The following is a 24657-nucleotide window of genomic DNA, read 5'->3' on the forward strand; positions in this document are numbered from 1 at the left end:
GGCGGCCAGGCCGGGTCACCAGGGGCGGGGGCCGGGCCGCTCGCGCCGGGGACCATCGTGGTTCTGCGACGGCCCCGTGCCTCCCTTCCGACAGGTCAACCGGACGACGAACCGGACCGGCCTGGCACACCGCGCGCAGGATGATGGGGATGGAATGACGGAACGTGAGGTCAGGAGCCTCCATGACGAAACGGGTTCACCGACCCCGTGAGGACGCGGAATTCAATTTCATCCTCGGGATGAGCGGAGTTCCGGTCCTCGCATACTTCACCGGGACATGGCCCAAGGCAATCGAGCCCTGCCGGGTGATGGACCTCGTCGTGGGTGGCATCGCCGACGACTACACGGGCCGCCTGACGGCCGTCCGCGCCGACATCACGCGTTGTCCGGCCGCAACCAAGCGATACGGGATCACCGCAGCCCCGTCCTACGTCCTGCTGAAGGAGGGAGAGGCGGTGGCGCACGGCACGGGGCCTATGACCATCGCCGAGGTACGGAAGTTCCTGGACGGCCACCTCTGAGCGGCCGCTGCGGCACGTGGCCGCGACGCTCGTCACGTCTCGTCCATGGGAGCTGCGCCGCCTGAGACACCTTGGGGCTGAGACACCCCCACAGGTCACATAACCCCCTCGAGGACCCCAGCCCGTCGGGCAGGCGGGCACACGCGTGGACGATGTCCGGGAAGCGGGCCCTGAATCAAGCTCCCCCTGCGGGACTGCAAGAGCACAGTGCCGGGCGGGAGACACGGCGTGAAGAGCAAGGCGCGGTAGCCGTCGAACTTCGGCTGAAATACCAGGCCACCGGGCAGAGCTCCGGGCGCGGGCAGACGGTCGCGGGCCTGCGCCAGCATCGGTTCCACGGGCGGTCGGAGCACCATATGTCCGGTCTACGGCCCGATCACCAAACGCGCGACTGGAAAGCGCGTCGCCTACGTCGAGAACCCGAACTCGCTGACGGCAACATCGTGCCGCTGTACCACCCGGTGGATCACGTGCGGCACGGCGTGGGCCGGTGGTCTGCGATCGCGGCAACCGCCGGTTTCTCTGATGCTCCATGCGTGCTCCGTGCACGGCTCACGAGTGCTGCCCACACCTGGAGATACAGTTGAATCGAATTTTTTGCCATTCCAGTCCGATATGCGGTATCGGCGTCCCGTAGGACAAGCGATGGGGACGGAGGCATGCAGGTGGCGGAAATGCGCGCTTCCGGCCTGCCGGAACCGGAAGGCCCCACGAATGTCCTCCGGCTTCCACCGTCTGGCCCGACAAGCGGCGAACGGCGCGGACAGGCCCAGTCCTCGGGACGGGCCGAGTCGACGGAGCAGGCCGTCGTCCCGGGCGCCGGAGACGGAGGGACCTCGCGCACCGAGCAGGTCGTTGCGGGGCAGGCCGGGCCGGCGACGGGGCAGGCTGCCGCGCCCACAGGGGTCGCAGCGGCGCCGTCGCAGGCCGTGGCCGGCTCCCCGAACAGCGGTCTCCTCGGCCGTCCAGGGCAGCAGCAGCGGCCGGACCCAGACGTGTTCGAACGACTTCGGCATGCCCTGAACATCATCCCGGTCGGGGCATGGGACTGGGATATCCGCGCCGGCACGCTGGTGTGGGACGACACCATGACGCTCGTCCTGGGCATTCCCCAGGAGGCGTTTGACGGGCGGATCGAGACATGGCGGAGCCTGATCCATCCCGACGACCTTCCGGTGGTACTGGCGCAGTACGAGCAGTCTCTGCGGGAGGGGGCGGAGTACAACGTCAGGCACCGGGTGCGCCGACCGGATGGAACGGTCGGCTGGGTGGAGGTACGGGGCCGTATCTTCCTCGGCGACGACGGGGCACCGGACCGTATGGTCGGGCGATTGTGGCGGTCCACGGAGACCCTGGCCGCCATGGACTCCGCGGGACGGGCCTTGCGGCATATGAACGACGGCTTCCTGGCGGTCGACGCCGAATGGCGCATCATGTACGTCAACGTCCGTGCCGAGCAGCTGCTCGGCGCCTCGCCGAAGCTGGTCGGCCGGAGGTTGTGGGACCTTCCGGAAGTCGACGTGCCCGGCTTCGAGTCACGCTGCCGTCAGGCGGTCGCCGATGGCGTGCCCACGGGGCTGGACCTGAGGTTGCCGGCCGACGGGCACTGCTACCACCTGCGACTGATCCCCATCCCCGACGGACTGACGGTCTACCTGACCGACGTCACCGAGATCCGGCGCATCGAGGCGGAACGCGCAGCAGCCGAGCGCGCGGCCGCCGAACGTTCCGCGCGCACGAAGGAGCTGACAGCGGCCCTCGCCGAGTCCCTGACCGTCAAGGACGTGGTGACCGTCGCCGCACAACGGGTACTGCCGCTCGTCGGCGCCACCGGACTGGTCATCCACGCCGTCGAGGGCAACCGCCTGCAGGCGTTGGAAACGATCGGCTACCCGCGGGCGTTCGTCGACCGGATCGCCCAGGGCATTCCCCCCGACAGCCCTATCGACCTGGCACTGCGAGACGGCATTCCGAGGTTTATCGCCTCACCGGAGGAACTGCGCACCGACTACCCCGCAACGTACGACACCGCCGAGCTCGGTGGAAAGCGGGCCTGGGCGATCCTGCCGCTGATGATCTCAGGCCGCCCCGTGGGCGGCTGCGTCGTCTCCTTCGACCGGCCCCGCCGCCTCACCAGTGAGGAACGCACCCTGCTGATCGCCCTCAGCGGCCTGGTCGCCCAGGCCGTGGAGCGCGCCCGGCTGTACGACGCCGCGCAGAGCCAGGCGCAGCAGTTGCAACGCGGCCTGCTCCCCCGTGCCCTGCCGTCGTTGCCCGCCGTCGACACAGCCGCCCGCTACCTGCCGGCCACCGAGGGGGTGGACGTCGGCGGCGATTGGTACGACGTCATCCAGCTCTCCGCCGACCGGGTCGCGCTGGTCATCGGGGACGTGATGGGCCACGGCCTGTCCGAAGCCGCCACCATGGGCCGGCTGCGCACCGCCGTGCACACGCTGGCCGGTTTGGAGCTGCCGCCCGACGAGCTGTTCTCCCACCTCAACGACATGGTCAACGAGCTCGGCGACGATTTCTACGCCACGTGTCTGTACGCCCTCTACGACCCCGCGAGCGGGGTGTGCACGTTCGCCAGCGCGGGGCACCCGCCCCCCGTCGTGGTCCGCCCGGACGGCAGCGTGCGATTCCTCGATCTGACAGCCGACCCTCCGCTCGGCGCGGCCACACCGCCGTTCGAGACGACGCAGGTGACGCTCCCCGCGGAGAGCCTCCTGGTGCTGTACACCGACGGCCTCGTGGAATCCGCCCGGCGCGATATCGAGAGCGGGATCAGCCAGCTGGCCGGGGCGCTGGCGGACGGGAACACGGGCCGCGGAACCCCCGACGACTGCCTGGACGTGCTCTGCGACTCGCTCGTCTCCGCCCTACTGCCCGCCCAGCAACGGACCAGTGACGACGCGGCGCTGCTCGTCGCCCGCACCCACACTCTCACTGCCAGTGACATGGCGTCCTGGTCGCTGCCCCACGATCCCGTCGCGGCAGGCCAGGCCCGCGACCTCATCCGGAGGCAGCTGACCGCATGGCACCTGGAAGACCTGATCATGACAACCGAGTTGCTGGTCAGCGAGCTGGTAGGCAATGTGGTCCGGCACGCCAGGGGCCCCGTCGGACTGCGTCTGCTCCGCAGTCGGACACTCGTCTGCGAGGTGTCGGACGGCAGCCTCACCACACCCCGAATCCGCCGCGCGGGGGAAACCGACGAGGGCGGCCGAGGCCTGCAACTGGTCGCCGCGCTCTCCCACCGCTGGGGCACCCGCTACACCGCGGAAGGCAAGTGCATCTGGACCGAGCAGCCACTGCCATGAGGCCGCGAACGTCACTGCGAGGCAGCCTTGCCATGGCGTGTGCAGCGGAGTCCCTGTTCGACCGTGTGAGCCTGACCCGCGAGGCGGCTTTCCACCGCCCGGCACTCACCGCGCCCACCGACTCTCAACCACAGGCAAAGGCTTCCATGACAACGTCTCCCGCCTCGTGATCGGCGTGCTCGGCGGCACAGGGCCACAGGGCTAAGGTCTCGCTTACCGGCTCGGCCGAGCCGGCCGGCCCAGGTGGGCCGCGACGGGAAGTAGCGGCAGTCGTACTGGCGTTCTCAGCAACACGCCGGCTGATACGGCTGTACGGCAGAAGCTGCCGGGTGTCCGCCATGCACCCAGCAGGCCGTTTGGCCGAGGCTATTTCTGGGCTGACCCGGTCGGGTGCGCCAGTTCGATGCCGACTCTCCCGCCGATCCGCAGTGCCATGATGCGGGTTGGCTCCACGGTGAAGCCGGCTGCGGCGATCCGCTGCGACACGCCGTCGCCGACGTTGTCGTGCAACTGTTCGCGCATCCGGGCGCGCATCCCGCCCTGCCGGTGCCCTCGGCCGTGCCGGTGGTCCTGCCCGTGCTCGTCGAGCACCGCGTCGGCCAGGACCAGCAGTCCGTCGGGCCGCAGCACCCGGCGCACCTCGGCAAGCAGCGCGTCCTTCGACGTGCTGTCCAGGTGGTGCAGCATCAGGCTGGAGAAGACTCGGTCGAACGAGCCGTCGTCATAGGGCAGTTCCTGGGCGAACCCGCGATCCAGCCGTATGGTGAGTCCGGCCCGCCGGGCCTTGCGCCCGGCGCGGGCCAGCGCCTTCGGGTCGGGATCCAGCCCGACGAGGTCCACGTTCCGGTGCCGCTGACCGGTCGCCTGCAATAGGTTCCCGGTGCCGCAGCCGACATCCAGCGCCCGGTGCCCGTCCTGCAATCCGGCCAGCGTGATCATCTCCTGATGGATCGGGCGCAGCCCGAACACGCGGTGCGCCACGTCGTACAGCGGCGTCAGGAAGCCCTTGCCCAGGCCCGGGATGTACTCCCGGTCTGTGAGCGGCTGAGACATTTTTTCGGTCATGCCATCAGTCTGCCCCCGTCTGAAGCTGCGGGCCTGTACCGATCTGCGGCTTCAATGGGACGATTCGACGGTGAGGACCGTGCGAAAGGCACCCAGCCGGGACCGGCCTGCGACCTACTCGATGCTGCCGGCGCCCGGCGAGTTGCCCGTGGCGACCTGGCGGCTGGAGCACGGCTGGGAGGGCACCGGCACCTTCGAGGAGCACGCGCACGACTTCCCCGGCCTGGCGTACTTCGAGACCACCGGCGGGCTGCTGCGCACCGGTCGGCGGGCCTGGCCGATCGAGGCCGGCGACCTGTTCATCATCGCGCCCGGCGACGTGATGGGCCACATCCACGCCACCGACCTGGCCCACGCCGACGGCTGGGGCGTGTTCTTCACCGCCGACGCGCTCGGCCCGGACGTCCCCGGCGCCCACCTGGCCTGGCGCACGCACCCGCTGCTGTTCCCGTTCGTCCGCGGCGGAGCGATCGGCGCCCTGCGGCTGCGGGTGCCCGAACCGGACCGGCCAGGGTGGGCCGCCCGGATCAAGGCCCTGCACGACGAACTGACGCAACGCCAGGACGGCTACCAGGAGGCCGTGCCGGCGCACCTGACACTGCTGCTGGTCGGAGTGTCCCGGCTCGCCGCAGACGTCGTGGGCGACCTGCGCGAGAACCGGGAACCACTGCTCGCCGAGGTGTTCGAGGTCATCGAGCAGCGCTACCCGCAACCGCTGTCACTGCGCGACGTGGCCGCCGCAGTCAGTGTCTCCCCAGGCCACCTCACCTCGACGGTACGCCGACGGACCGGGCGTACCGTGCAGGAGTGGATCACCGAGCGGCGAATGGTGCAAGCCCGGCGCCTGCTCGCCGCGACCGAACTGCCGATCAACGAGATCGGCAGGCAGGTCGGCTACCCGGACGCCGGCTACTTCGCCCGCACCTTCGGCAAGGTGCACGGAATAAGCCCCGCACAGTGGCGGCGCGCCGGCGCCGATCCCGGAAGCAGACCCAGGCGCCGAGTGGGCATTTAGAGACAGTCTGCGCCGATAAGTAACGTTCACGGCCGTCAACTTACGGGCGACACGGCTCCCGCACGCCCGGCCACCTGCCGGCGGGCCCTGCCGTGACCGCCCCCGCACCGTACGAGGACCCCTTCCCCCGAAACCGTCCGTGCCAGGAGGTAGGTCTGCGTGCCCGGTGCCCGGCGCGTACCTCGGCGGCGGCGCAGAAGGCGCCGGCGAGGCACGCGTCAGTCCTCGCCGACCGGGCAGGACTGTTGTCCGGCACGCGAGCCGGCACCGTCGCGAAGCTAGATGATCAATTCCAAGGGTGCCTGCGGAGGGTGTGGGGGTGGGCGGTCAGGCGTCGGGGTCGACTTCGGGGTGCGTGAACCCCACGGGCTTGCCCAGCGACCGGGCGTAGGCGATTTCGGCTCGGGTGCTGTCTCCGATGTAGTCGCCGACTACGAGCACCTCATCAGCGAGCCGGATCTTCGCTCGGTGCAGATCGTCGAGTCGAACCTTCAGCGCCTCGGCCTCGACAGGATCGGACCAAAATTCGTGCGGCGACTTCATGTCGCAACCCGGCTTGACGACAATCTTTCCGGCTTTGGTCTCCCGCAGATCGGCCTCGGTCATCTCGGTCATGAAACGGGTGGAGCCGCAGATCACGACGATACGCGGGAGGCTCAGCTGCTTCTTCGCGTCGGCGAGTTTCTCCTCGGGGGTGAGCGGTTGCGGGTATGACACTGGTTCCTCCTGGTGGTGCGGCCCAAGGGGTGCCTGCGGAGACGACAACGAGGGTATCCAAGATCGGTCGTCGCATAGAGTGCTGTCGCGAGGGCTCCGCCATGCCCGTGCCCACCTGCGCCACCTCTTCCCCTACCTGCCCCAGCAGCCCGGCTACAACAAGCGGCTGCGCAAGGCCGCCGGTTTGATGCGAAGCGTCAACCGGATCCTGGCCACCACCACCTCGGTGTGGAGCGGCGACGTATGGGTCGTGGACTCCACCCCGGTCGAATGCGGCCGCTCACGCGAGACCGCCAAACGCTCCGACCTGGCAGGCTGGGCCGAATACGGCTACTGCGCCAGCCACAGGCGCTTCTGACCTCCTGGCCACCGAATCATCGGCGACAAGAACTCTTCGGCCGTGGTTTCGAACGCGAACTGTCCGAGCGTGGAGTCCAGTTGCTGCGGCCGGCCCGTAAAGGTGAACGGGAACGGCCTGGTGCAGCCCTGTTCAAGCCGCTGCGGCAGGTCATCGAATCGATCAACGAGACCTTCAAGGGACAGCTTGACGTCGAACGGCACCGAGGGCGCACACCCGGAGGGGTCATAGCCCGCGTCATGCAACGCATCCTCGCGCTGGCCGCCGCGATCCGGCACAACGACGCCACCGGACAAACCGTCCTGCGCCCCGACGTCACTGACCCCTTGGAATAGATCAACTAGGGCAGTCGGCAAGTGGTCAACCCGTCAGTCGTCGAAGCGGTGGCGGGAGGCTTCGATGTGGCCGAGGTACCGGTGGGTCCAGTCACACAGTCCGTCGATCGTCACTCGCAGGGCCTGGCCCGGCTCGGTGAGGGTGTACTCGACCCGCGGCGGCACGACCGGGTGCACCGTCCGCTCGACCAGGCCATTGCGCTCCAGCATGCGCAGGTTCTGGGTGAGCATCTTGTGGCTGATGCCCTCGATCTCGTCCCGCAGTTCGCCGAAGCGCAGGGTGCGCTCCCCCAGAGCCTCGATGATCAGGAGGGCCCACTTGTTGGCGACGTCCGAGAAAATCTCCCGGGCCAGAGAGTCTGCGCGCCTCAGGTCCGCTTCGTCGCGCGAGCCCATGAACTGCTTGGTCACCATAAGGTTCCCCAGTCACTGAAAAGTGCGTTCTTCCATGTCAGCGACCACTCTCTTACGGTTCTGAAGTAACCACAAGAGAGTAAAGGCGTCGCGGAGCGCCCTCGTGACAAGGAGGCAGCAGCATGCCCATCACCCTGGTGAACCCCAGCGGACTGCCGAAGATCGATGCCTACCAGCAGGTGTCGATCTCGACCGGCTCGAAGCTGGTCTTCATCGCAGGCCAGGTCGCCTGGGATGCCGACGGTGTCACTGTCGGCGAGGGTGACCTCGCCACTCAGGTCGAGCGGTGCTACCTCAACATCGCCACCGCCTTGGCCGACGTCGGTGCCTCCCTCGACGACGTGGCGAAACTGACCGTCTACGTCGTCGACTGGACCCCCGACAAGATGCCGCTGCTCATGGAAGGGATCACCCGGGCGGTCACGAAACTGGGCGTCACCCCGGCACCCCCGGCCACCTTGCTGGGCGTTGCGGCGCTGGACGTACCCGAGCACCTGGTCGAGATCGAAGCCACCGCAGTCATCGACTGACCAGGCCCTCTTCGCCCGGGGCTGCATGAACTGGCTTTATTCATGAGCTGTTTGAAGTCACCGGGGCACTCGCCACGGGAGCATGGGGGGTACTTCCGGTGAAAGGCCCTGGTCAGATCGCTGATGTCGTTGAACCCTGGGCGTCGCGCCCCTGGTCGCGGTGGCCTCGTGGGGTTGCCGCAACGAGGGTTGGCTCTGGACCACGATCGTGGTCCAGAGCCAACCCTCGTGCCCGCACGGGCCATGGCAACGGCCAGCGCCCGGCTGGGCTCAGCGCTTGGCCGCGAAGACGAGCGCGGCAGTCTGCGTGGGGAGTTCAGCGGCCTCCCCGCCGCTGCCGACCTTCACGCCGTCGGCCATGACGTCACGCTCACGACCGCGCCGGGCTGCACTCCGGCGTGCCGCAGGAGGTACATCAGCCGGGGGTCGGTCTGGATCTGTTCCCCGATGCGCCGTACGACCGCGCTCGCGCCGTTCGGGCCCGGGCTTCAGGCCGCTGAGGCTGAGCATGCTCTCGTCGAGGAACGGATCCACCGTGCTCTTCCCGCCGAGCTCCTCCGGGCCCGGGATCGGGTTGCCGTAGGGGGACTGCGTCGGGTGCCGCAGTATCTCCAGGACGCGGCGTTCGACGGCCTCGCTCATCACGTGCCCAGCGGCAGGCTTCGCGGTGAACGTGCTCCCATTCCAGGCCGATGACGTCGACGAGCAGGCACTCCGCGAGGCGGTGCTTGCGCATCACGCGGGTCGCTGGGTGGCGGCCCTCGTCGGTCAGTTGCAGGTGCCGGTCGCGGGCGACGGACACCAGCCCGTTCCGCTTCATCCGTGCCACCGTCTGGCTGACCGTCGGGGATCCGGGCGCGCAGGGGGACCGCGCCTTCCTCTCCAGTTCGAGGATGGTGCGGAGATACATCTCCGTGGTGTCGATGAGTTGGGACATGCTGTTGGTCAGGCGGGGGTTTCGGCGGTGGTGGTCAGGACCGCGCGGCCGAGGATGTGCCCGGTCATGGTGAAGCCGAGGACGGCCGGGGTGGCGTCGGCCGCAACGCCGATGGAGGCCACGTCGAGGGCGTGCACCACCGTGAAGTAGCGGTGCGGGCCGTGTCCGGCCGGCGGGGCGGCGCCGATGAACCGGGCCATGCGAGCGTCGTTGGGCAGCTGGAAGGCTCCTTCGGGCAGGCCCACGCCGGTGTCGTCACCAGCGCCCTCGGGCAGTTCGGTGACGGTGGCGGGGATGTCGGCGACCGCCCAGTGCCAGAACCCGGACCCGGTGGGGGCGTCGGGATCGTAGACAGTGACGGCGTAGCTCTTGGTGCCTTCCGGGGCGCCGCTCCAGGACAGCTGCGGGGAGACGTCCTTCCCGCCGAGGACGCCGAAAATTCCGGAGAACTGCTCTGCGGGCCAGGCATCGCCGTCTGTAACGGTGGTGCTGGTGACGGTGAAGGAGGCCGCCTCGGGGAGGCGGGCGAAGGGGTCGTTGGTGCTCATCGTGTCGCTTTCCTTTCATCACGTGCTGTGGGCTGGCGGTGATGCGGCCGATTGGAGGGCACGCAGCGGCCATCGCGTAGAGGGCGCCGCCGTGCATCCTCGGCCACTGGATCGACGATAGCATCAATAATCGATTATTTGCCGGATCGTCTATGATGATGGGCATGGCTCAGACGGTTTACACTTCGACTTCGTCGGGGAAGCAGATGCTCTCCGAGCAGGTCTACGCGCATCTGCGGGACGCGATCATGCGCGGGAACTACGCCCCCGGCGACGCCCTCAAGCCCCAGGACCTTGCCAGGGAACAGGGCGTGAGCCTGGCCGTCGTGCGCGAGGCGCTCGTGCGGGTGGTCGGCGAGGGCCTCGCCGACCGGCTGCCCAACCGCGGCTTCGTCGTCCCGTCCTTCTCCGACCGCCGCTGGCAGGAGATCGCAGAAGCCCGCCGGACCATCGAACCGGTCGTGCTGCGCATGTCCATCGAGCGCGGCGACGTCGACTGGGAGGCCCGCGTGCGAGCCGCACACCACCGCCTGGCCCGCACCCCGGCGTACGTGCCCGAGGAGGGCGAGTACTACAGCAGCGCATGGTCCGAGGCCCACCGGGTCTTCCACCGCACGCTGCTGGACGGTTGCGGCAACCCCGTCCTGCTGGAGACCTTCGACCGCATGTGGACCGCGAGCGAGCTGGCCCGCCGCTGGTCGGCGCACCGCCGCCCCGACCGGGAACACGTTGGCGAGCACCGCCGGCTGGAGGAGGCGGCCCTGACCCGTGACGCCCACACCGCGGCCGAGGTACTGGCCAAGCACCTCACTCTGACCGCGGCCGGACTTACCGGCTGCACCTACCACGAACCGGCGAAGGGAGCCTGATCGCCTCGCCATGTCGACGCCGGAGCCCTCCAGCAGCCGGGAGTCGGCGCGGGCCGGCCGCCCGGCCGGACGCCCCATGCCGGCGAATCTCGAAGCCGGCTCACTGTCTCGTTGTCCTGCCAGCGCCACCCGGGCCAACCCTCAAGAAGCGCGCTGAACAGCGTTGAGAGAGATCTGCCGAAACACGAACAGCATCACGGGACACCAGGTCACCGGGCGAGGTGTGTGGCGCGGGAGGTGAGGTGTTCCCAGTTGCGGTGCGCGATGTCGGCCTTCTGCTCGTCGGTGAAGGGGGCGTCCTCGAGGAAGGACCGGGCGACGCCGGCGCTGGTGTCCACGAAGGGGAAGCCACCGGGTCGGAACCCGTAGGTGAAGGGGTAGTCAGTGGAGTACAGCATCCGTTCGGTCCCCACGACTTCGGCTGTCCAGCGGAAATAGCGGGGACTGACGGTGCCGCTGCCGGCGACCCAGAAGTTCTGCTTGAAGTAGTCGGCGAGCGGGCGAGCCAGGCCACCGGCGTCGGCGAAGAACCCGGTGTGGTCGAGGTAGAAGAGCACGACCTCTCCCCAGTGGCCGGCGATCACCTGGAGACCGGGGTGCCGGTCGAAGACGCCGGAGAAGATCATCCGAAGGTACTGGACGCCCAGGTCGTAGTACCAGCCGATCGCAGGTCCGGCCAGCGCGTTCCCGATGGGACCGATGTTCGAGTAGTAGGCGTCCCTCACCGCCTGCACAGGCATCTGCGGGTGGAAGTGGAGGGGGACCTGCAACCGCTCCGCAGTGGCGTACAGCTCGTCGTATTCGGGGTCGTCGGCGAGCTTGGATCCGGTGCGCCCGTAGAGCATGGCGCCCGGGAAGCCCAGCTCGGTGACCGCCCGCTCAAGCTCCGCAGCCGCGGCCGACGGCGATTGCGTCGGGATCGCTGCGAACGCCCGGAACCGGTCGGGGTTGCCGGCCACGATCTCCGCGAGCTGATCGTTGGTGTCGCGGGCCACGGCGACCGCATCCGCGTCGGGCAGGTTCTGCACGCCCGGTGTCGAGATCGACAGCACCGCCACATCGACTCCCTGGTCGTCCATGTGCGCCAGCCTCATCTCCGCGGTGTCGCGCAGTCGCTGGGCGACGGGGCTGTCGCCGAACCCCAGATTCGGCAGCTCCGGCACCCCGGACCGCGACCACGCCTCCATGATCGCAGGCAGGACGACGTGCTCTTCCAATGCAATGATCCGCAGCCGGTCGGACATGCGATGCTCCTCCACGATTCGTTTCCAATGGAATCACTTGAACGGTATCACTGATACTAACGGCGGAACCAGTCGCGCGGTATCATTGATATATGTCACGACGTCCACTGAGCGGGAGCAGCGCAGCCGACGCTGCGGCCATCGGTCGCGAACAGACCCGGCAGCGGGTCATCGAGACCGCCATCGACCTGCTGACGCGCGGAGGTCGTGACGCGGTCACCACCCGCGCGGTCGCTGAGGGCGCAGGCCTGCAGCCGCCGGCCATCTACCGGCTGTTCGGCGACAAGGACGGGCTGCTCGACGCGGTGGCCGAGCACGGCTTCGCCATGTTTCTCGCCACCAAGCACGTCGACCCCGACCCGCAGGACCCCATCGAGGACCTGAGAGCCGGCTGGGACGTCGCGGTCGAGTTCGGTCTGGCCAATCCCGCGCTGTACACACTGATGTACAGCGAACCCACGAGGGCCACCTCGGCCGCCTTCAAGGCCGGCATGGAGATCCTGATGGGCCGTGTCCGGCGCCTCGCCGCCGGCGGCTGGCTGCGGGTCGACGAGGAACTCGCGGCCCAGATCATCCATGCCACGGCGCGCGGCGCAGTGCTCACCTGGCTGTCCCTGCCCACGGGCCGGCGCAACCCAGCCCTCTTGACCACTCTGCGGGAGGCCATGGTGACCGCCGTCACCAACCAACAGCCGGCCGTGCAAGACGCGGGCCCGGCAGGCGCCGCCCGCGCCTTGCACGCCGCACTGCCCGAACAGACGACCCTCAGCAGTGCGGAGCAGTGTCTACTGAGGGAGTGGCTGGACCGCCTGGCCGCCGACGGTTGAGGTGCCGGGGGCTCGTGCGTTCTCGCCAGGGCGAGACGACCGGGGGCTTCATGGCCGTATCGACGCCACCGACGAAGTTCCCGACCACCCGGAGATCCGGCGTCGGCCCTCACACCTGAGGAGCCAGGACCGTCGCACCCGCGCGTAGGCGCCTGCGCTTCGTCGTCGGCGCCCTCGACGGCTTGTACTGCCTGTAGCCGATAGAGCGCCGGCAGGCCGAGGAAGGCTGAACGCGTCACCGGAAAACGGCTGGCGCGACCCGCGAGGCGGATGTCGCGCCCTCACTCAAGGCGAGAGCCCCGGAGCCAGACATCTCGGGACTATGTGGCGTTGCGCAGCGGGGCGTTGAGCTGCCCTTTCCAGGCGCACAGCCGTCACCCGCCAGGTCACCAGCCGGCGAGCCGCGACGTGTTGACCGTCAGCGGCGTCGAGCACGGCCGCCGCGCCCGCGTGAACGCGGTGTCGCCCGCTCCCTTCACACCTCCGAGGCTGTCGCCGTCATGGAAGCGGACATGTGCGGCACGGGGAGGCGACCACGCCGCGCCGCGGTGCCGATCCGGCAGAAGTCGCCCAAGCGGTCGCGTTCCTCGTCAGTGACCGAGTCGGCAAAGTCACGGGCCCTGTCGTCGCCGCTGGCGGAGGCGCCGCGATCCGACCCACGGTGCACCACTCCGGCACCGCTAGGGGCACGGAGGGGTCACGAAGGAGCGGGCAGGCCCGTGGAGCTCAACGCCGTCGACGTGACCAAACACCGAGGCCATCGGCGACCTCCGACTGGACATGCCGATCGCCGTCAGACGGGACAGAGCGCATCCGTCGTTCAGCCCCTAGAGAGCCAGTCACGCCAGCGCCCCGGCATCGACCCCGCCCTCGCCTTGACGCCGTTGGCGACACGGCCGTACGCGGCGAGGGCCTGCAGCCGGCCCACGGCACGCCCTCATGAATCGCCGATAACAACTTCCTGTTGTCGTTGACTACGACCCCTGTTATCGTCGATTACATGGATACGAGATCAGCGCTAATCGAGGCGACGGCGGAGCTGCTCGCCCACTCCCCCGGTGGCGACGTGTCGACCCGCGCGATCAGCGAGGCCGCCGGCGTCCAACAGCCCGTGCTGTACCGGCTGTTCGGCGACAAGAACGGGCTGCTCAGAGCCACGGTCGACCATGTCTGGGACCAGTACCTGGGCAGCAAGAGGGCCGCCGAGAAGTCGGCGGACCCGTTGCAGGACCTGCGGGCGGGATGGGACAGCCACACTGCGTTCGCGCTGGCACACCCCAACGCCTACAAGCTGATGTTCTCCTCGGCGCCGGGCTCAGAGCCCGAGGCCGCGGAGGAGGCCATGCGCATCCTGCGTGAGGTCCTCGAGCGGCTCGCCAAGCAGGGGCGCCTGCGCGTCACACCGGATGTGGCCGCACGCATGGTCATGTCGGCAAACACCGGCGTCGCCCTCGCCCTGATCACGCGTCCCGCGCTGTACCCGGACCTGGACCTGTCCATCATGGTCCGCGATGCGATCCACCGGGCCATCCTTCTCGCTCCGGCAGCAGACGCCGCAGCGCAGGATGTACGGCTGGCAGCAGCCACGACGCTGCTGTCGTCCGTGGACGAGTTCACGCCGCAGCCCTTCACACCTGCCGAGTCCGCACTGCTCAAGCAGTGGCTGACCCAGATCGCACGCTCCAGCCAGACGAGCTGACTTGCCCGTCCGCGCGCCGCAGCGCAGCTCGCGGCGCTGGTCAAGCACGCCCGACGTCAGGGCCCCCTCACGCTCCCCCGCCTGAATTCACCGAAGGAAACATCATGAACAACAACGTGACCCGCGTCGCCCTCGTCACCGGCGGCTCCGGCGGCATCGGCAGGGCCGTCGCACAGCGGCTGGCGTCGGACGGCATCGCCGTCGGCGTGCACTACGCAGGTAACAAGGCCAAGGCCGACGAGACGGTCGCCGCCATCACCTCGTCCGGCGGCAGGGCCCTGGCGGTGGGCGGTGACGTCGCCGACGAGCACGCGATGTCCGCCGCCTTCGACGCGGTGGAACGGGAGTTCGGCGGCATCGACATCGTGGTCAACACTGCCGGGATCATGATCCTTTCGCCCATCGCGACGCTGGACCTCGACGACCTCGACCGCATGCATCGCACCAACATCCGCGGCACTTTCGTCGTCTCCCAGCAGGCGGCCCGGCGCGTACGCGGCGGCGGCGCGATCATCAACTTCTCAACGTCCGTCACCCGCCTGCAGTTCCCGGCCTACGGCGCCTACGTGGCAAGCAAGGGTGCAGTCGAGGCCATGACGCTCGTACTCGCCCGGGAACTGCGCGGCAAGGACATCACCGTCAACGCCGTTGCACCCGGTCCCACCGCCACTCCGCTCTTCCTCGAGGGCAAGGACGACACGACGATCGCCAACCTGTCCAAGGCGGCACCGCTCGAACGCCTGGGCACCCCACAGGACATCGCCGAAACGGTGGCCTTCCTCGCTGGGCCGGCCCGGTGGATCAACGGTCAGGTCCTCTACGCCAACGGCGGCATCGCCTGATCGCAACGCCCGCAACCGGCCGCAGCCATCGACGGCGTCGGCCGGACCCGGTCGTCCAGACACCCCAGGAGATACGTGTCATGAGCAACATCGTCGTCATCACCGGTGCCTCAAGCGGATTCGGCGCCCTGACGGCCCGCGCCCTCGCAGACGCCGGGCACACCGTGTACGCCGGAATGCGCCAGACCACCACCCGCAACGCCCCGCAGGTCGAAGCCGCTTGCGTCTACAGCAAGGAACACAACGTCGACCTGCGCTCCGTCGAACTCGACGTCACCTCGCAGGAGTCCGTCGACACCGCGATCAGCCGGATCCTCGACGAGCACGGCCGTATCGATGTCCTGATCCACAACGCCGGCCACATGGTCACCGGCCCCACCGAGGCCTTCACCCCCGAGCAGCTCGCCGACCTGTACGACGTGAACGTGCTGTCGACGCAACGCGTCAACCGCGCTGCGCTGCCCAGCATGCGTCACGCGGGCCGAGGCCTGGTGCTCTGGGTGTCCAGCACCAGCGTCAAGGGGGGTACCCCGCCCTATCTGGCACCGTACTTCGCCGCCAAGGCAGCGATGGACTCCCTCGCCGTCAGCTACGCGGCCGAACTGGCCCGCTGGGGAGTGGAGACATCCATCGTGGTCCCGGGTGCGTTCACGAGCGGCACCAACCACTTCACCCACTCCGGTCGTCCATCCGACCACGATGTCGAAGCGGAGTACGAGACCAAGTACGCCGGCCTGGTCCGTCAGGTGGGCGAGAAGCTCACCGCGCTGGCCCCTGAAGGTGCCGAGGCGTCCCTCGTCTCGGACGAGATCGCCCGCATCATCGCACTTCCCGCCGGGCAGCGCCCCCACCGAGTCACCATAGACCCGATCGACGACGGTTCCGAAGAAGTCTCGGACGTCGCCGACCGGATCCGACGCGAGTTCCTCACCCGCGTGGGCCTCGCCGACCTGCTCACGGTCAGCCAGCCCGTCAGCTGACGCAAACCGTCTCCGCGTGGGGCGACTGGCACACTCCCTCTCGCCCCACGCCTTCTCTCGCCACCCCTCAGCGCGCCGGCCGCGCACGGCCTGCACGTCGTACGGCACGAAAGGGACCCTTGATGCGTACGCCACGGCTCTTGCTCGCCGGGATCCTGTTGTCCATCGCGACTTTCCTGCTCTCAGCCCTCTTCGCGCCACCCTCCTCCGGCTCGGTGGGCGCGGCTTCGGTGGCTGTGTTCTTACCTCTCTGGTACTGCCTGACGGCGCTGAAGGCAGGCCTCGGCATGGCCTCCGGCGTCCAGGCCGGCGACACGATTGTCGACTTCGCAGTCACGTTCTCCTTGCCGGTCCTGGCAAGCCTGGTGATGTGGCGGGAGAGTGAGAGCGAGTGGGAGGGCGGTCCCGTCCTCACGACGGGCCGCACGCCCGTGATGCTCACGGCCGGCATCGTGCTCTGGGCGGCCGTGGCCCTCCTGGTCGCTCTGCTGGCTCCGGGCGTCGCGGACCGGGCGAGGAGCCGGGGCGCGGCCGCAGCCTTCCTTCCGCTGTGGTTTCTCGTGTGCGGTGCCAATGCGCTGCTCGGTGTGTTCGCAGCCGGCTACACATGGCGGGAAGAGCTGCTCATCATGGTCGTCAACCTGTCGCTTCCCACCGCGGTCGCCCTGCTTGCGCCGTGGGCGCTCAGGCACGGGCATCGCGGAGACGTGGCCGAATACGGGGCGGAAAGCCAGGAGTAGGCAGCCTGAAGCAGGCTGCCGACTGGGGCGGACGGTCACGCGCACACATGACCCGGACGGCGGGGTCACGCGCGCACCGGAGCCGGAGGACGGAACCGTGTCAGGACGCCCGGAGCCGCTCCGATCGCCGTCCGCGGGGCACCAGGAAGACGACGACCGCCCCGATCAGCGCCGGTGCGACGAGAGCGTAGAAGCCGACCTTGGCATCGGAGTTCACGCCGATCAGGAAGGTCAGGTAGCTGGGGCCGAGGAGGGAGCCGAAGCGTCCGACTCCGAGAGTGAATCCGAGGGCGGTGCCACGTATCTGATGGGGGTAGTAACGGGCCACGTAGGAGTTGATGACGTTCTGTGCGCCCAGGATGCCGGCGCCGGCCAGCGCAACCGCGGCCAGGAGCGCGGTGTGCCCTTCGGCAGTGGTCAGAGCCCGCAGCGCCACCACGGCGGAGAGGAACAGGCAGACGACGCAGATCTTTGCCGGGATCCAGTCGGCGAGCATGGAGAACAGCAGCGTTCCGGCGACGGCTCCGCAGTTGAACACGAGGACGAGTTCGAGCGTGGAGTCGAGGTCGTAGCCCGCATCCGTCATCAGGGAGGGCAGCCATGAGCTCGTCCCGTAGATCAGCAGCAGCCCGATGAAGGAGGCAATGGAGAACAGGATGCTCGCCACCAGCCAGCCGGGCTCGAACAGGGCCCACCACTCGTTTGAGACCACGTGGGTGTCCCGGCGCGTGGCCCGGTCGGGAAGGGATGCCTCCTCAGGCGCCGCGGCGGGAATCAGATGCCAGCAGGCCGGCACCAGCAGGATGGGCAGGACCCCTACCAGGAACATCCATTGGAAGTCCGTGCCCGGCAGGAAGCCGCGACCGGCGCTCGCCGCCGCCACACCCCCGAGCGGGATGGCCGACAGCGCCGTGCCGCAGTACAGCGAACGCCGCCCCACCCGGGCCCAGTCCACGACAACGGCACAGACGAGAGGGGCCAGTGCCCCGAGGCCGATGCCCAGCAGGAAGCGGGTGGCGCCGAACGCCGGCAAGCTGGTGACCAGTCCCGCGGCCAGCATGCAGCCCGAGATCCAAGCGACGCAGATCGCGATCGGAGTCCTGCGGCCGTAGACGTCGCTCATCTGGCCGCCGGCGAAGGCACCGATCGCCTCGCCCAGCGCGGTGACGCTGGCCAGCGTGCCCAAGGTGCCGGGTGTGACGTCCCAGGTGGGGTGGTTCAGCAGGGACGGCGCAACGGTCTGCAGGGCGTACAGGTCGTAGCCGTAGGCGAAGAAGACGAGCATGCCCAGCAGCAGGACGGTGCGTGCTCGCCAACGTTTGTGTCGTATCGCCTCGCTGCTGGCCTGGGTGTGCGTTGCGAATGGTGTCATCGCGACCTTCGGATTCGGGCTGAGGAGGTGGCGGCCGTAGGTGAGGTCCGGGGGCGCCGGCCGGGCTACGGCGGGTGTAGGCGCCCGTGTTGACGACGTTGAAAGGCCGGGCAGGAGAACCGGAAACGGCGCGTCGCTCGAGGCCGCTGCCAGTCTTGCGGGCAGCGCTCCAAGGCGCGTCGTGGCCTCGCCGGCCTGCTGGACGCCGCGGGCCCGGGCGTCCGGTGGGCCGGTGGCGCCCGCGAGGCCTCACGGGTGGCTGGAGATCATCATGTCCGCCAAGTCTTCGGGCTTGATGAAGGAGGGCGGGGGCGGCGGACCCCACTGAAAGAGCCCGCGTGCTCCTTCGAGCTCCTCCGGGGTCCACAGGGCGTCTTCAGGTATGCAGTCCATGTCGCTGTGGTACTCGGCGAAGTTGCCGGCCGGGTCCTTCAGGTACCAGAAGAAGTTGCTTCCGGCGTAGTGGCGGCCCAGTCCCCACACATGACGGCCAGGGTCCCTCTCAAGCATGCTCATCGCGCCGCGGCCGATCTCGTCGACGTCGTCGACCTGCCAGCTGGTGTGGTGCAGAAAGGGCACCGGAGCGCGCTGGACGAGCAGATTGTGGTGGTCGGTGGAGCATCGCAGAAACACTCCGACGTCCTTGACGATGTCGCTGACCTTGAACTCCAGTCCGTCGGTGAAGAACTGGCGCGTGGTGTCGAAGTCGGTCGTGCCCAGGACGAAGTGGCCCAGTCGACGCGGCCGGACCGGATCGGGGCGCAGCAGGCCGGGGGCGCGCTGGGCGATGCGGGCCGTGCGACCGGGGCCGTTGTACACCGGAGCAGGTACGGGCGGTTGCACCAGGCGTGAGCGGACGACGATCCGGACGCTGACGCCGGTGGCTGGTTCGACTGCCCCGCACTGGGTTTTCTTGCCGGTGCCGGTCGTGGTGACCGGCACCGGGAAGTCCAGGTGCTGCAGTCGGCGCGCGATGCGTGCCAGGTCGTCGGGGTCGTCGGCGGCGAACGTGGCTTCCAGCAGCCGGCGCCGGTCGCTGTGCACGAGGCGGAGCTGGTCGCCACCGTCGGTGGTGCCGAGGACGAGGCCGGGTTCGGCACTTCCGGTGGGCGTGGTGTCGCCTCGGACGAGGCCGAAGTCCTCGTAGAAAGCGGCGGCAGCGGCGACGTCGGGGACTCCGAGAGTCAGCTGTTCGATCCTGTGCAGTGGCACGGGTTCCTCCCCTGCGGGGTTGTCGGGGGGACAGGGTGGGGCCGGTCGGTGCTCATACGTGATCGCGTTCCCGGACTGCCGTGACAGGCTCCCGGTCCTGGCCTTCAGCGGTGGACTGCGCGGCCGTGGTCTGGTCGAGGAGGTCGTCGGCGAGCGCTGCCAGGCCGGCCAATTCGCTGCCGCCGAAGACGTAGAAGTCCGGCCGGTTGATGACGACTTCGATACCTCGGGTACGGAAGTACTCCACATAGGTTCCGTCGACGTCGACGATGTCGGTGGGGCTCGGCGTGCCGGACCCGCTGTTCGGCCCGAAAGCGGCGGGGCGCACTGTGTAGAAGTGGCAGCCGAGGCGCTCCAGAGCAGCGGTGCGCCGGGGGCCGAGCACGGTGCGTGGGTCGTCGGTGATGCTGACGACGGTGAAGCCGGTGGTGGGCAGCAGACGATCGAACAGGTCGGTCCGGTCTGCGATCTGCACACGTCCTTGGAGCCCGAGTTCCCCGGCGGGCGCCACCGGGCTGCCGCCGGCTGTGCGGTGCAGGATTCCGTCGACCAGTTGCGGAAAGTCCGGCATGGGCGGGCGGAAGCCGGCGCGGAACATCTCGTCGCGTTTGCGGGCCTCCTCCGGGTCGATGATGCAAGGAATCCTGCCGCTCTCCAAGGAGATGACCGTCCAGTCCCTGACATGGGGGTCACGCTCGGCCTGGTAGGTGTCAAGGAGTGGCTCGTCGGCCGCACCGGAGAGAACCAGGTCGAGTTTCCAGGCAAGGTTGCGGGCGTCCCGCATGCCCGAGCACATGCCCTGGCCCATGAAGGGCGGCATCGTGTGGGCGGCGTCACCGGCCAGGAAGACGCGGCCGGAGCGCCAGCGATGAGCGATCCGCGCTTCGAAGGTATAGACGAGCTGCCGGACCGGCTCAACATCGTGCTCGGTGACGTCGAACGGGGCGAGCAGCTCCCATGCCTTGTCCGGTCGGAGAAAGTCTTCGGGGTTCTCATCCGGTCGCAGATGCCATTCCCACCGTCGGTGGTCCTTGCCCAACGGCAGTACGGTCGTCGGCCTGCGTGGGTCGCAGACCTGGCCGGAGTCAAAGGCCAGTGAGAACGGACGCTTGATACGGGCGTCGATGACCAGCCACTTCTCGTTGAATCCCAGATCGTCGCGGTCGATGCCCAGCATCTGGCGGGTCCGGCTGTTGGCACCGTCGCAGGCGACTACGTACCGGCCGCGGAACTGACGGTGCTCGCCCGTGAGGGCGGGGCGCGGCTCACCCGGGACAGAGCGGGTGCGTTCCACGGTCAGTTCGACGTGGTCGTCGTGCTGGAGCAGGTCCACGACTTCCCAGCCCGGCATGTGCGCGACGGTCTGGGACCGGAGGATCCGGTCGAGCAGGCTGCGTTCCAGAATGGCGGAGTTCTGCATGTAGTCGGAGTGCCAGCCGGAGATGCCCTCCTCGCCCCAGGGGAACTCCAGCAGGGTCTCGCCCTCGGCGTTGATCCAGGTGTAGCTCTTGGTCGCGTAGGCGTCCTCGAGGGTGGGGCCTTCGGCGCCCAGTTGCTGGAGCATCCGCATGATCTCGTGATCGATGTGCCCGACCCGGGGAAGGCCGTACAGGCTCGGTTGCCGGTCGAAGACGACGGCGTCGCGGCCGAGCATCGCCCAGGTCGCCCCCAGGGTCAGTCCCACGGAGCCTCCGCCGATGATCAGCAGGTCGTGGATCTTGTCGCCGTCCGCAGGGAGGGAGGTGTAGGCGTCGTTGTGGGATCGCGGTTCGGTGGGCATCAGGCACCTCCGGTGAAGGTCTGCCGGAGGTCGCCCAGGCCGGCGATGTGGCTGTGCAGCGTCTGCCCCGGCCGCAGGTAGAGCGGCGGGGTCCGGCCCGCGCCGACTCCGGCAGGCGTACCCGTGAAGATCAGATCTCCGGGGTGGAGGGTCACGATGGACGAGAGGTAGGCGATCAGTTCCCGTACCGGGAAGATCATTTGGCTGGTGCGTCCCTTCTGCAGCACCATGCCGTCGACCTCGCAGCTCAGCGCCAGATCCTCGGGATCGTCGAGCTCGTCCGGCGTGACCAGGAAGGGGCCGGTCGGCGAGAAGCCGGGAAAGGACTTGGCAAGACTGAACTGCGGAGCGGGGCCGGCGTGCTGGGAGGTGCGTTCGGAGAGGTCCTGGCCCACGGTGAGTCCGGCGACGTGGGACCAGCTCTCGTCCGCGGAGACGTGCCGGGCCTCACGCCCGATCACGGCGACCAGCTCCACCTCCCAGTCGACGGTGTCCGTGGGCAGCTCCACGGTGCTCACCGGTCCGGTGAGCGAGGACAGGTACTTGGTGAAGACCAGTGGCGCGGCCGGGCGCACGAAGCCGGATTCACGGGCGTGCTCGTCGTAGTTCAGTCCGACGGCGAAAACCTGCCGGGGGGCCGGGACGGGCGGCCCAAGGTCCTCCGGCCGGAACGGGAGCACCTCGGCGGCCTCGAGGTCGGTCGTCTCGAGCCAGCCGGACAGCTCATCCCAATGCTCGAAGACCCGTTGCGGATCGGGGCCGAAGCGCCCACCGCTGAGTCGCTCGATGTCGACCAGGCCGTCGCCGTGTACGAGGGACAGCCGTCCGCCTAGATTCGCCAACCGCATGGGAAGCCTTTCGGAAAGGAACGCAGGAAGTGCCGGTGGGCGCAACGTGGGCGTCACACTGGCGTGACGCGAGTCTCCGGCCTGACCGCCGCCCGGTACATCCGACAGCTGACGCTCAGCGCACGCGCGGACACGGACTCATCGGGCGGCCGACCAGGCAACTACAGACAGGACATTTGCCCTATGCGAAAGGGGGGCACGTGGGAGACCCTTCGAGCGTGTCCCTGGAGAACATGGGTTTGGCCGTACTCGTCGAGCTGGTGGAGAGCGCAGTCGACGGCATCGCCGTGCTCAGCCCGAACGGCGAGCACTTCCAGCATGTCAACCAGGCAGGCTGCCACATTCTGGGCCTTGGGCTCGAGGACCTGCGCGCCCTGCCCGCTGCCGACTTCCCCCTGCCTGTGGTCGGCGCGGATCCTGGTGTCATGGCCGTCGTGGCCCTCGGGGACCGGGAGATCGAATACATGCCGGCGGTGGTACGGACGCCTCCGCGGCCCGTTCGGATCGTCCGATTCCGTGATGTGACCGACGCACGGCGACAGGAACGGCGGCTCAAGGCGTTCAGCCGGACCTCTGCGAGCATTGCCTTCGCCGAGTCGCTCACGACAGGCCTCGACTCCCTGGCGCGGGACGTCCGGCACGCGTCGGGCATGGAAGCGTGCACCTTCCTGATCATGGACGAGCAGGGCGAGCTGCGGCAGGTGGGCACGTGCGGTGACTACCCGGGCACGCCGGACTATGTGGACCGTCTCAAGGCCTGCCGGGAGCGGGGAGCTCCCCTGCTGTCCGCAGAGGTCTTCAAGACCGGCAAGCCCGTCGTGGTCGAAGGATGGCGCGAACTCACCTTGGCCGACGAGCGTTTCGCACCGCTGCACGAGATCAGCCGGCGGCAGAGCTGGCACACCATCGCCGTGCTGCCACTCATCGTGCGCGGTACGACCGTCGGGGTGTTCAACGGCTTCTATCTGAAAGGCAGTCAGCCCTCCGACTCCGACATGGCGTTCCTGTCGGCTATCGCCGACCAGGCGGCCGTGGCCGTCGACAACGCGCGGATGCTGGTTCAGCTCGAGGCGAAGGCCGCTCTGGACGAACGGCACCGCCTGGCCCGTGACCTGCACGACTCGGTGAGCCAGGCCCTGTTCTCCATGACTCTGCGCAGCCGTGCGGTGCAGATGCTGGCCGAACAGGCCTCACCTCCCATGCCGGAGGTGACGGCCGGCCTCGCCGAACTGCGGGACCTGGTTCAGGGCGCACTGGCGGAGATGCGGGCGCTGATCTTCCAGCTCCGTCCCGAAGCCCTCCATGAAGAGGGACTGGTCTCCGCCGTCAGGCGGCACGCCGCAGCCATCGAGGCCCGCCATCATCTGCCCGTTGTCATAGAGACTCCTCAGCACCCCTTGCCGCTGCTCCCGGAACAGGAGACCGACCTGTTCCGGATGGTCAGCGAGGCGATGATCAACGCAGTGAAACACGCCGAGGCGCAGCAGCTGGAAGTCCACATCCGGTGCGAGGGCACGGACGGGCGGGACCTCCTCATCGAGATACGCGACGACGGCCAGGGCTTCGACCCCGACACACCGCACCCGGGCCACCTGGGACTGGTCTCCATGTCCGAGCGGATCACACGGCTGGGCGGCACGTTCACGCTGGTCTCCTCCCCCGGGCGGCCGACCACCGTACGGGCCGCGATTCCCGGAGTACTGCGTTCCCCGGACGACGGCATGAAGGAAGGGACGGCGCGATGAGCGGGCAAGCAGGACACGAGCCGATCAGGGTACTGGTCGTGGACGATCACGCGGTCGTGCGGCAGGGGATGAGGGCATTCCTGTCCCTGCAGGCCGACATGGAGGTGGTCGGAGAGGCGGGCGACGCTCAGGCCGCACTCGACTTCCTCGCCACGGCAGCGGTACGGGGCCTCATGCCGAACGTGGTGCTGATGGACCTGGTGATGCCCCGACTCGACGGGGTGTCCGGCATCCAGGCGGTCAAGAAACTCCACCCCGGCGTCGAGGTGGTGGCGATGACGAGCTTCAGCGAAACCGAGCGGGTGCGCGCCGCGCTGGCCGCCGGGGCGTCCGGCTACCTGCTCAAGGACGCCGAGGCCGACGAAGTGGCGACCGCCATCCGGGCCGCGACAGCCGGCGAGACCCACCTGGACACAGCCGTGGCGCGCAAGATCACTCGCGCGCTGACCGGCGTGTCCGACGGCCTGTCGTCCTTGAGCCAGCGTGAGCGAGAGGTGCTGGTACTGGTCGCCGACGGCTACAGCAACCGGGACATCGCCGATGCGTTGACCATCAGCGAGCGTACGGCGCGTACGCATGTCAGCAGCATCCTGCTGAAGATCGGGGTGACGTCCAGGACGCAGGCAGCTCTGTGGGCGATCCGCCAGGGGATGACGTCGGCTCCGTGAGCCGGTGGCCATACCGACCAGGGCATGGCCACCGGCTCACGGAGCCGACGTCCTGTCGTGCCGGGCCCGGC

21 protein-coding genes and 2 pseudogenes are annotated in these 24657 nt (G+C 68.7%); 13 read left to right on the forward strand and 10 right to left on the reverse strand.

All coding sequences use genetic code 11. From position 1 onward, the window contains the following. The first annotated feature begins 182 nt into the window (after window positions 1-182). Together ABZO29_RS01195 and ABZO29_RS01200 are read left to right on the forward strand one after the other, a co-directional pair. Window positions 183-521: a thioredoxin family protein gene (locus ABZO29_RS01195; protein WP_367318244.1), complete on the forward strand. Its 339-nt coding sequence runs from the start codon at window positions 183-185 to the stop codon at window positions 519-521. A 995-nt stretch (window positions 522-1516) separates the two neighbouring features. Next, window positions 1517-3841 carry a SpoIIE family protein phosphatase gene (locus ABZO29_RS01200; protein WP_367318245.1) on the forward strand — a complete coding sequence of 775 codons (2325 nt, stop codon included), beginning with the start codon at window positions 1517-1519 and terminating at the stop codon, window positions 3839-3841. Between the two features lie 366 nt (window positions 3842-4207). Here the strand turns inward: ABZO29_RS01200 and ABZO29_RS01205 are convergent, their stop codons facing one another. After that, entirely contained in the window at window positions 4208-4906 is a 699-nt protein-coding gene (locus ABZO29_RS01205; RefSeq protein ID WP_367318246.1) for a class I SAM-dependent methyltransferase, read from the reverse strand. A 79-nt stretch (window positions 4907-4985) separates the two neighbouring features. Between ABZO29_RS01205 and ABZO29_RS01210 the strand changes: the two genes are divergently transcribed. Further along, on the forward strand, window positions 4986-5921 hold the full coding sequence (locus tag ABZO29_RS01210; RefSeq protein WP_367318247.1) for an AraC family transcriptional regulator: 936 nt from the start codon (window positions 4986-4988) through the stop codon (window positions 5919-5921). Window positions 5922-6248: 327 nt separating this feature from the next. Here ABZO29_RS01210 and ABZO29_RS01215 read toward each other — a convergent pair whose 3' ends face one another. After that, the gene (locus tag ABZO29_RS01215) at window positions 6249-6638 is read right to left on the reverse strand and encodes a hypothetical protein (protein ID WP_367318248.1); all 390 of its coding nucleotides are present in this window, start codon (window positions 6636-6638) and stop codon (window positions 6249-6251) included. A 94-nt stretch (window positions 6639-6732) separates the two neighbouring features. Between ABZO29_RS01215 and ABZO29_RS01220 the strand changes: the two are divergent. Next, a pseudogene (locus tag ABZO29_RS01220) lies at window positions 6733-7331 on the forward strand (IS982 family transposase); the annotation flags it as partial. Window positions 7332-7364: 33 nt separating this feature from the next. Here ABZO29_RS01220 and ABZO29_RS01225 read toward each other — a convergent pair. Further along, window positions 7365-7745, reverse strand: a complete 381-nt coding sequence (locus ABZO29_RS01225) for a winged helix-turn-helix transcriptional regulator (protein WP_367318249.1) — start codon at window positions 7743-7745, stop codon at window positions 7365-7367. A 122-nt stretch (window positions 7746-7867) separates the two neighbouring features. Here ABZO29_RS01225 and ABZO29_RS01230 point away from each other — a divergent pair, with 122 nt between their 5' ends. Beyond that, window positions 7868-8275, forward strand: a complete 408-nt coding sequence (locus tag ABZO29_RS01230; protein ID WP_367318250.1) for a RidA family protein — start codon at window positions 7868-7870, stop codon at window positions 8273-8275. A 270-nt stretch (window positions 8276-8545) separates the two neighbouring features. Here ABZO29_RS01230 and ABZO29_RS01235 read toward each other — a convergent pair. Together ABZO29_RS01235 and ABZO29_RS01240 are read right to left on the reverse strand one after the other, a co-directional pair. Then, window positions 8546-9212, reverse strand: a pseudogene (locus ABZO29_RS01235) (metal-dependent transcriptional regulator). Window positions 9213-9220: 8 nt separating this feature from the next. Continuing rightward, complete coding sequence (locus ABZO29_RS01240) at window positions 9221-9760, reverse strand: YbhB/YbcL family Raf kinase inhibitor-like protein (RefSeq protein WP_367318251.1); 540 nt, start codon at window positions 9758-9760, stop codon at window positions 9221-9223. Window positions 9761-9924: 164 nt separating this feature from the next. Here ABZO29_RS01240 and ABZO29_RS01245 point away from each other — a divergent pair, with 164 nt between their 5' ends. Next, a complete protein-coding gene (locus ABZO29_RS01245) occupies window positions 9925-10629 on the forward strand; it encodes a GntR family transcriptional regulator (protein WP_367318252.1) in 705 nt (234 codons plus the stop codon). A gap of 209 nt (window positions 10630-10838) precedes the next feature. Here ABZO29_RS01245 and ABZO29_RS01250 read toward each other — a convergent pair whose 3' ends face one another. Continuing rightward, the gene (locus ABZO29_RS01250) at window positions 10839-11873 is read right to left on the reverse strand and encodes an amidohydrolase family protein (RefSeq protein WP_367318253.1); all 1035 of its coding nucleotides are present in this window, start codon (window positions 11871-11873) and stop codon (window positions 10839-10841) included. Window positions 11874-11965: 92 nt separating this feature from the next. Between ABZO29_RS01250 and ABZO29_RS01255 the strand changes: the two genes are divergently transcribed. The 5 genes from ABZO29_RS01255 (at window position 11966) to ABZO29_RS01275 (ending at window position 16961) form a co-directional block, all read left to right on the forward strand. Then, window positions 11966-12700 carry a TetR/AcrR family transcriptional regulator gene (locus ABZO29_RS01255; RefSeq protein ID WP_367318254.1) on the forward strand — a complete coding sequence of 245 codons (735 nt, stop codon included), beginning with the start codon at window positions 11966-11968 and terminating at the stop codon, window positions 12698-12700. Window positions 12701-13700: 1000 nt separating this feature from the next. Continuing rightward, on the forward strand, window positions 13701-14399 hold the full coding sequence (locus ABZO29_RS01260) for a TetR/AcrR family transcriptional regulator (protein WP_367318255.1): 699 nt from the start codon (window positions 13701-13703) through the stop codon (window positions 14397-14399). Window positions 14400-14503: 104 nt separating this feature from the next. Beyond that, complete coding sequence (locus ABZO29_RS01265) at window positions 14504-15241, forward strand: SDR family oxidoreductase (protein WP_367318256.1); 738 nt, start codon at window positions 14504-14506, stop codon at window positions 15239-15241. Window positions 15242-15321: 80 nt separating this feature from the next. Then, the gene (locus tag ABZO29_RS01270) at window positions 15322-16221 is read left to right on the forward strand and encodes an SDR family oxidoreductase (RefSeq protein ID WP_367318257.1); all 900 of its coding nucleotides are present in this window, start codon (window positions 15322-15324) and stop codon (window positions 16219-16221) included. A 122-nt stretch (window positions 16222-16343) separates the two neighbouring features. Beyond that, window positions 16344-16961, forward strand: coding sequence for a hypothetical protein (locus ABZO29_RS01275; protein WP_367318258.1), 618 nt, complete (start codon window positions 16344-16346; stop codon window positions 16959-16961). A 100-nt stretch (window positions 16962-17061) separates the two neighbouring features. On the opposite strand, the gene ABZO29_RS01280 is transcribed toward ABZO29_RS01275, so the two are convergent. The 4 genes from ABZO29_RS01280 to ABZO29_RS01295 form a co-directional block, all read right to left on the reverse strand. Continuing rightward, window positions 17062-18333 carry an MFS transporter gene (locus tag ABZO29_RS01280; RefSeq protein ID WP_367318259.1) on the reverse strand — a complete coding sequence of 424 codons (1272 nt, stop codon included), beginning with the start codon at window positions 18331-18333 and terminating at the stop codon, window positions 17062-17064. Window positions 18334-18582: 249 nt separating this feature from the next. Further along, a complete protein-coding gene (locus ABZO29_RS01285; protein WP_367318260.1) occupies window positions 18583-19545 on the reverse strand; it encodes a VOC family protein in 963 nt (320 codons plus the stop codon). A 52-nt stretch (window positions 19546-19597) separates the two neighbouring features. After that, window positions 19598-21325: a bifunctional 3-(3-hydroxy-phenyl)propionate/3-hydroxycinnamic acid hydroxylase gene (locus ABZO29_RS01290; RefSeq protein WP_367318261.1), complete on the reverse strand. Its 1728-nt coding sequence runs from the start codon at window positions 21323-21325 to the stop codon at window positions 19598-19600. Then, on the reverse strand, window positions 21325-22173 hold the full coding sequence (locus ABZO29_RS01295; protein ID WP_367318262.1) for a fumarylacetoacetate hydrolase family protein: 849 nt from the start codon (window positions 22171-22173) through the stop codon (window positions 21325-21327). The genes ABZO29_RS01290 and ABZO29_RS01295 overlap by 1 nt, the downstream gene beginning before the upstream one ends. A gap of 218 nt (window positions 22174-22391) precedes the next feature. Here ABZO29_RS01295 and ABZO29_RS01300 point away from each other — a divergent pair, with 218 nt between their 5' ends. Next, entirely contained in the window at window positions 22392-23918 is a 1527-nt protein-coding gene (locus ABZO29_RS01300; RefSeq protein ID WP_367318263.1) for a histidine kinase, read from the forward strand. Beyond that, window positions 23915-24586: a response regulator gene (locus tag ABZO29_RS01305; protein WP_367318264.1), complete on the forward strand. Its 672-nt coding sequence runs from the start codon at window positions 23915-23917 to the stop codon at window positions 24584-24586. The genes ABZO29_RS01300 and ABZO29_RS01305 overlap by 4 nt, the downstream gene beginning before the upstream one ends. Window positions 24587-24657: the final 71 nt, after the last annotated feature.

Source organism: Streptomyces sp. HUAS ZL42, from assembly GCF_040782645.1.
Classification (GTDB): Bacteria; Actinomycetota; Actinomycetes; order Streptomycetales; family Streptomycetaceae; genus Streptomyces.

What these genes read in the sequence shown, in the direction of transcription:
- ABZO29_RS01240 (WP_367318251.1), bottom strand. Translation starts at nt 9,760, where the DNA reads ATGAGCACCAACGACCCCTTCGCCCGCCTCCCCGAGGCGGCCTCCTTC.
- ABZO29_RS01305 (WP_367318264.1), top strand. Translation starts at nt 23,915, where the DNA reads ATGAGCGGGCAAGCAGGACACGAGCCGATCAGGGTACTGGTCGTGGAC.
- ABZO29_RS01270 (WP_367318257.1), top strand. Translation starts at nt 15,322, where the DNA reads ATGAGCAACATCGTCGTCATCACCGGTGCCTCAAGCGGATTCGGCGCC.
- ABZO29_RS01260 (WP_367318255.1), top strand. Translation starts at nt 13,701, where the DNA reads ATGGATACGAGATCAGCGCTAATCGAGGCGACGGCGGAGCTGCTCGCC.
- ABZO29_RS01275 (WP_367318258.1), top strand. Translation starts at nt 16,344, where the DNA reads ATGCGTACGCCACGGCTCTTGCTCGCCGGGATCCTGTTGTCCATCGCG.
- ABZO29_RS01225 (WP_367318249.1), bottom strand. Translation starts at nt 7,745, where the DNA reads ATGGTGACCAAGCAGTTCATGGGCTCGCGCGACGAAGCGGACCTGAGG.
- ABZO29_RS01295 (WP_367318262.1), bottom strand. Translation starts at nt 22,173, where the DNA reads ATGCGGTTGGCGAATCTAGGCGGACGGCTGTCCCTCGTACACGGCGAC.
- ABZO29_RS01250 (WP_367318253.1), bottom strand. Translation starts at nt 11,873, where the DNA reads ATGTCCGACCGGCTGCGGATCATTGCATTGGAAGAGCACGTCGTCCTG.
- ABZO29_RS01280 (WP_367318259.1), bottom strand. Translation starts at nt 18,333, where the DNA reads ATGACACCATTCGCAACGCACACCCAGGCCAGCAGCGAGGCGATACGA.
- ABZO29_RS01290 (WP_367318261.1), bottom strand. Translation starts at nt 21,325, where the DNA reads ATGCCCACCGAACCGCGATCCCACAACGACGCCTACACCTCCCTCCCT.
- ABZO29_RS01230 (WP_367318250.1), top strand. Translation starts at nt 7,868, where the DNA reads ATGCCCATCACCCTGGTGAACCCCAGCGGACTGCCGAAGATCGATGCC.
- ABZO29_RS01195 (WP_367318244.1), top strand. Translation starts at nt 183, where the DNA reads ATGACGAAACGGGTTCACCGACCCCGTGAGGACGCGGAATTCAATTTC.
- ABZO29_RS01255 (WP_367318254.1), top strand. Translation starts at nt 11,966, where the DNA reads ATGTCACGACGTCCACTGAGCGGGAGCAGCGCAGCCGACGCTGCGGCC.
- ABZO29_RS01245 (WP_367318252.1), top strand. Translation starts at nt 9,925, where the DNA reads ATGGCTCAGACGGTTTACACTTCGACTTCGTCGGGGAAGCAGATGCTC.
- ABZO29_RS01265 (WP_367318256.1), top strand. Translation starts at nt 14,504, where the DNA reads ATGAACAACAACGTGACCCGCGTCGCCCTCGTCACCGGCGGCTCCGGC.
- ABZO29_RS01205 (WP_367318246.1), bottom strand. Translation starts at nt 4,906, where the DNA reads ATGACCGAAAAAATGTCTCAGCCGCTCACAGACCGGGAGTACATCCCG.